The sequence below is a fragment of the Streptomyces sp. NPDC002845 genome, assembly GCF_053591955.1.
On the sequence record NZ_JBSFUU010000167.1, the window covers coordinates 1 to 6,307 of the forward strand.

Below are 6,307 nucleotides of genomic sequence, written 5' to 3' on the forward strand. Positions count from 1 at the left end.
CGCCCGCAGACCCGGAAGATGATCACTCATAGCGTGGAATCCGCCACCGAGCGGCCCCTCACCATCCCTGGTCACCGAAATACATCGGAACCCCCGAACGCGTTCCGCCAGGTCAGCAGCGTTTGCCTGGTGCGCCGTCAGACTCGTGATCGCGTAGACGCGTTCGATCGGCACCTTCCGGGTGCGCCTGGTGCGCCGCCGGCGGACGATCTGCAGTGCCTGGTCGGCGTGCGGGAAGGGCAGCCCCGGCACGGTGGCGGCCTTGAGCCGGCGAATCTCGTCGCGACCGTGCGCGCTGGTTCGGGTGCGGTCCAGCAGCGGAACCTCCTGCCACGGCAGGTTCTTCACCAGCGCGTGCAGGCTCGGATGGTTGCCCTTGAGCACGGCGATGTAGTGCGCGTCTTTCTCCTCGACCAGGAACTTCGCGTGGTCAGTCTGGGTCAGCAGCGCGTCGAAGGTCACCACCGCGCCGGTCAGTTCCAGCGGGTCCAGCAGTGGCCGGAACGCGGTGATCTCGTTGCTCTTGGCGTCGACCTCGCGCTGGGCCAGCACAATGCCGTCGTCGCGCAGCGCGGAGATCAGGTGGACGCAGCGGCCGTCGGCGCGGATCGCGCCGCGCAGGGATTTACTGTCCACCGCGACCGCTGCCCGCACCGGGCGGGACGGCGGATGTCCGTCCTGGTCGGCGGCGCGGCAGGCGGCGCGATCGGTGAGCCAGCCGCCGATCGCCGCGTCGAACGCGTCGCCGTCGATGCGCTGCAGTACCCGGCGCACGGTCGCCTCGCTGGGCGCCCGGTAGGGCCGGTCAGGATCGCGCAGCGCGGCCCCGCAGCGGAGAAGGAGCTGGTCGGAGGCGTCGGCGGCCCATTCGGCGATCGCGGTGAGGGACTTCGCTCCGGCCAGGACCGCGCAGGCGGGTCAGGACGTACGGCAGCGGGTGACGGCGGCCCCGGTGGCGGCGCGGGTCGGGCAGGCGGGACAGCCGGTCCAGCAGGTCGGGTAGTTTGTCGGGGCAGGCCGGATCACACCCCGAGAGTTGGCCCAGCCCGGCAGGGATGGGTGATGATGGCGCAGCAGGCACGGTCTTCCGTTGTGGTGATCAGCGAACTCGACACTCGATGATCACCGGAAGCCGTGCCTGCGCGTGTACCTGCCGATCCATCACCATCACGGCGAGTTGGGCGTATCAGGCCCATACCGGCTCTGTCGGGCCGACCGCGAGAACGACGGAGCCCTGCTTCCCCAGCCCCTTCCCAGACCTCAACCTTCCTTATTCCTGGTCCTGTTCCTGCAGGATCGGGGCGAGTGCCTCGGCGACTGCTTGCGGAAGTTCGCCACAAGTCGGCCCCACAGGGGCGGGCAGCGAGATCGGGATCGGCGGCACAGTAGGTAGCACACCTACCGGAACTAGCTGAACACAACCGGCGACGAGATATACCAGTTGCACATGCTGCAGAACTGTTGACACCTGCTCCAGAGTCAGAGGAATCGGCTCATGTGGAGGCCCCTCCAGTTCCGGGAGGTCGATCGGAGTTGTAGGCAACCCCTCCAGGTGCGGGAGCGAGAGCACGGTTTCCGGGAAGATCCAGTGGCCGCTCTCACTCGATGCCATTCGGTGCTCTCGTGCGGCCTTCTCGATCGCCGAACGCGATGCGTCGTAGATCGACTCCCACTTCGTTCCTGTACCCAGGTGTTCATCGGCCAGACCCCACAGCGTGTCGCCTGCCTTGACCGTCACGTGCCCTGGTGCTGGCGGCCTGGCCTTTCCCCGTTGTGGAGTGGGATCCTTGGGCTCTGTGTGCGGCGTGGTGTGATCACCCTTCGAGGGCCTTGGGTCCGGAGCGCTGGGGCTAGCCGCCGTGACAGTGGTCATGGTCGCAGCCACGCTACTGAGAATGACCAGAGCGCTTCGAACCCCTCTCCGTCCTCGCCGAGCTATCGCCCTTCGTGACGTCCTGTCCCGCATTCGGGGTACCTCCCGATCAGACAAAAGTCACCATCTGTGACTATTTGTGACGCTAAGCGTTCGAGTCAGGGTGTGCAGCTGCGACTAGGCCGATCGGCCCTCGGTTCGGTAGAAGAGCGAGACTGGGCCTCGGGGCCCGGACGGTCGAGCGGATGCGGATGCACATCCGGGAGGAGATCCTCGAAGGCCTGGCTCTCCGGGGAACGAGACGACGCCACGGCGGCGCCCGTGAATTCGCGAGGTTGGCCCGGCCTGTGGGCCCTACACCAACAGGCCGAGCGCGACACCGGCGGCCGGGGCCTCGGCGCAGTCCCCGCGGTGGTCGACCGGCCCGGGCGGCCGCCGTGGAGACGCGCGGGGCCGATCCCTTGGCGGCGGTCGGTAAGGGCCAGTCGAGAGCCCCGCCCCCCGAGCTTGCGCATCGCCGGGATGTTCACCGCGCCCGCCGCCCCGTTCGAGGCCGCGGGCGGAGTGCCGCCACCACCGCGGCGAGGGGCACTGTAGGAGAACGCCTCATCCCCGCGGAGCGCGGCCTCGGCCACCGTGGCGTACAGCCGCTTCTCTGCGGACCTGCGGACCTTTTTCCTTAGCGTTGTTTTTTCGGCGAGAACTACATCTGCCGCCAGTCCGGCGGCCCTCGGCATCATGCGGCCATCCGTAGCCGCCCGACGGCCTCGTTCTCGGGTGGCTCCATGTCCAGGTGCCAGGTTCCGAAGCGGCGGATCTTGCTGGTGATGTACGGCGTGACGGTTGCCAGGTCCACCGGGTCGACCTCCCAGCCCTCGTCGGTGAGGTCGTTGACGACCTTCGTGATGTCTTGAGCCGTATGGAAGATCAGGCAGTTCGCGAGCAGCTCGTTGAACTTGATGATCTTCTCCTGGTGCTCCGGGTCGTTGTCCTGCAGCAGGTCCGAGGCGAACATCAGCCAGTTGCTGAACTTGTGGAATGCCTCGACCTTGTTCGTCATCGCCTGGATCGACTCCCTCAGCTCCGGCTCCGAGAGGAACCGCAAGAGCACGGTGGTGCGAATCACGCGCCCGAGCTCTCGGTATGCCTGGTAGATGCGATTGCGGCGGGACTCGTTGCCCAGGCGCCGCAGCAACGCGGCTGAGGAGAGCTTCCCTTCACGGATGGACAGCACCACCCGCATGAGGTCCTCGAAATGGTTCTCGATCAGCCGCCAGTTGATGACGTCCTTCTCCGGGTCCCCGAACAGCGGATCGATGTGCTGGTACTTCACTGTGGAGCTGGCCCGGTAGAAGGTCAGGTCCTTCCAGTTGCGGATGCGCGGCAGCAGCTCCACGCCGAGCATGTGCGCGAGCCCGAAGACAGGCAGCGACTGGCCTTGCGTGTCTCCGTGGACGATATCGACGGTCACCTCGGACTCGTTCTTCAGGAGCCCCTCGAACAGATACACGGCCTCCCAGACGCCACAGGGGATGAAGTGGCTGAAGAGCGCGATGTAGGTATCCGAGACGTGCCTGAGCGAGAGACCGCCGAATCCCCCATACCGGATGTGGGACTCCGCGAGGAGGTTGTTCTCCCAGGTGTCGTACTGGGAGCCGTCGATCCCGGCCTTGCCGACGTCGCCCCACACGTGCGCCACATCCAGCTGGATGAACATGTCGATCACGTCTGCCGAGGCCATGTTCAGCTTCTCCGCGGTGATGTGCTGGTTGCCTGCGAGGGAGAGCTCGTGCACCGAGACCTTCTGCCGCATGTGCCGCGCGACCTGCGCGGGCCCCGCGTTCGTGCCATAGCAGAAGACCGTCAGGACGTAGCGGGCGAGCTTGTCGCGGATCTTCGGGTCTGACCCGGAGGCCGGGCCGAAGTGCCGCCACCACTGGATCCAGTACGCGGTGCGGGCCAGCACGTCCAGCAGGCTCCACTCCGGCAGCCGCTTGAGGATCTCCGCCTCCAGGTCCTGCGCGGACTTCCGGCGGTCCTTGCCCTTGCGCGGCGTGAGCACGATCTTCCCCGACGCGGCGTCGATGGTCAGGTCCGCGTTGTCCGGATACCCGGCGTCCACCTTCGCCGCGACCGTGGTCAGCTGCTGCTTGAGCGCCGCGGTGAACGCGCTCGCGGTGTCGGGCAGTCCGGCCTGCTCGCAGTACCCGGCGACCAGCGGCTGGCACGCCTCCCACGACAGCAGCTGGTCGTGCAGGTTGGCGTACGACTCCGATCCGATGACCGCCACGTCGCCGGTCCGCAGCTCCTGCACCAGGTAGGACAGCGTGCACACCTCGAAGTGCCGCCGGTTGATCTTCCCCGGCCTGCGCTTGTCGAACAGGATGCGCTGCCACATCTGCGAGGCGAAGCCGGCCGTGGCCGTCCGCGTCTTCTCGGTGCCGTCCTCGTCGGTGACGGTGTACGTGGCCTGTACCCACTGGCTGGAGCGGTGGCGCATGGCCTGGCAGAACTCCACCGCCTGGAGCACCTCGTCGTCGGTCGAGGTGGCCACCATCTCCAACACCTCGGTCAGATCAAGAAGGACCTTGCGGTGGCTGCGGAAGTGCCGCCGCATCAGCGGCGCGAAGTTGTCGCCGTGGTGGGCCGAGACCAGCTCATGATCCTCGGACAGCTTGGCCAGGCCGCCGGCCTTCTCCAGCCGCTCCAGCACCGCTTCGCCGCACTCGGCGTGCACCTGGCTGCGCTTGCGGGCACTGGTGGGCAGAGTGACGGACTCGCCGTCGAAGCCGACCGCGTCCTTGGCCGCCTCCAGCACCTCGCCGAGCACGGCGACCAGCCGCTCGGACTCCGCCCGGTGCCGCTCACGGATCTTCTCCAGGTCCTCCTTGGCCTTCTTCGTGATCGACCCCATGCGCTTGCACAACATCGTCACCAGCTCGTCGCGGGCCCGTACCTTCGCCATGTGCAGCAGACTCGCCAGGAGCGCGAGCCGCTTGACCACACCGACCTTGGACATCTCCGCGGCGTCCAGCACCTTCGCCTGCCCGGCGAAGTGCTCCACCTTCCCCGGCGGCACACCCTCCAGCCACTTCGCCGTCGGCCCCAGCAGCTCCAGGGAGTCCAGATGCTTCAGATGCTCGCGCAGATGGGAGACCGTTGGCGCCTTCGCCGGCCGCTTCAGCTCGTCGAACTTGCTGCGCGAGCCCGCCACCACCCGCAGCAGCGCCAGCAGCCGGGCCCGTTCGACCTCGTCCATGCGCGATACGACCCGCGCGAAGAACTCCTCGTTCACCTCGGTCCGGATCGCCGAAGCCATCTCATCCAGCGTGGTGTAGCCGGGCAGCTCCAGACGGGCCTTGACCAGATTCTCCAGCGCCACGTTGATCAGATCCGCCGGATTGTCCTTGGTCTGCACCGCCTCGTAGATCGCCGCAGCGGCGACCTCCCGGGCCTTCTCCTTGTCGCAGACCACACCCAGCCGTTCACGGACGAAGTCCCGCTGCCGCGCGGCCGTACGCGTCGAGTCGTGCCGCGGCGACACGTCCTCGTCCAGTCCCAGCAGACCGCGCACATGCCCGACCACCAGTTCCGGCACTTCCTCCAGGTCCGGGAAGTACCCCAGCTTCTGGAAGCTCTTCAACAGCACCACCAGCGCCAGCAGATGCTCCGCCGACCGTGCCTTGCCCCGCGCCCACTCCACCTCGGACGGTCCCGGGGTGAACGACTCGTGCAACTCACGGGACGAGATCGTGCGCTTGAACCGCGGGTACGCGGTACGTTCCACCGAAGCCATGCGTCGCATGATCCCGGCCGCTCACCCGGACGGAGCACACGCAGCCGACGCCCGCACAGCGCGTCACAAGCGCGTGACCAGGGAAGAAGCCTTCCAAGCGGCGCACTGCGACTCATCAGAAAACCATCCGAACGGGTGGCCAGTCAGCGGGCTCGCAAGCCTCAGATCACAGGCGCTGACGCCCTACGGCACGTTTCTGGCGTATTCCGGTTGGCCTCCTAGTACTTCACTGCTCCGGGCGGGGGCATGTCATGGGGCAGGAACTCCCACTGACAGCCCGTGCGGTTCTGGTAGAGGATCGCGTTCACGATCTCCCGCATCGCGTACTTCCCCTGATGCCCGCTGACCGAGGGATGCCGGGCCTTCCACGCCGCGATCACGGGTTCGACGAGCTCCCACTGCTCATCGGTGAGATCGCTCGGGTACGGCTTGCGCATGCTCATGCCACAACTCAAGCGAACCCCGAACCCCTGACCGGCAGCAATGCCCCAACGTCACACCATCGAGCGATGACAAGGCCGACGAAACGCCACATCCCGCACTCTGATAGCGGTCGCTGGCCGGGTCGTGCAGGGCGAAGCCCCAACGGCTCGCGGTGCCGTGGTAGCGCAGGCGCATCAGCTTGAGGTTCCCGCCGT

The 6,307-nt window shown here is 67.1% G+C and carries 4 protein-coding genes and 1 pseudogene; 1 reads left to right on the forward strand and 4 read right to left on the reverse strand.

Annotated features, from left to right (window positions below):
• Window positions 1-903, reverse strand: a 903-nt coding sequence (locus tag ACWD3C_RS47465) for an ISAs1 family transposase (protein ID WP_451154879.1), incomplete at its 3' end; no start/stop codon positions are given.
• On the opposite strand from ACWD3C_RS47465, the gene ACWD3C_RS47470 reads away from it, so the two are divergent.
• Window positions 881-1,003 (forward strand): hypothetical protein, encoded by a 123-nt coding sequence (locus ACWD3C_RS47470; RefSeq protein ID WP_451154873.1) that lies wholly within the window; start codon window positions 881-883, stop codon window positions 1,001-1,003. The two genes, ACWD3C_RS47465 and ACWD3C_RS47470, sit on opposite strands and share 23 nt — an antisense overlap.
• 267 nt (window positions 1,004-1,270) lie before the next feature.
• Here ACWD3C_RS47470 and ACWD3C_RS47475 read toward each other — a convergent pair whose 3' ends face one another.
• The 3 genes and pseudogenes from ACWD3C_RS47475 to ACWD3C_RS47485 all read right to left on the reverse strand — a co-directional run.
• Window positions 1,271-1,738, reverse strand: coding sequence for a LysM peptidoglycan-binding domain-containing protein (locus ACWD3C_RS47475; protein ID WP_451154875.1), 468 nt, complete (start codon window positions 1,736-1,738; stop codon window positions 1,271-1,273).
• A gap of 871 nt (window positions 1,739-2,609) precedes the next feature.
• Complete coding sequence (locus ACWD3C_RS47480; RefSeq protein WP_451154877.1) at window positions 2,610-5,669, reverse strand: Tn3 family transposase; 3,060 nt, start codon at window positions 5,667-5,669, stop codon at window positions 2,610-2,612.
• 221 nt (window positions 5,670-5,890) lie between these two features.
• Window positions 5,891-6,112 (reverse strand): annotated as a pseudogene (locus ACWD3C_RS47485) (transposase); the annotation flags it as partial.
• Between the last annotated feature and the right edge of the window lie 195 nt (window positions 6,113-6,307).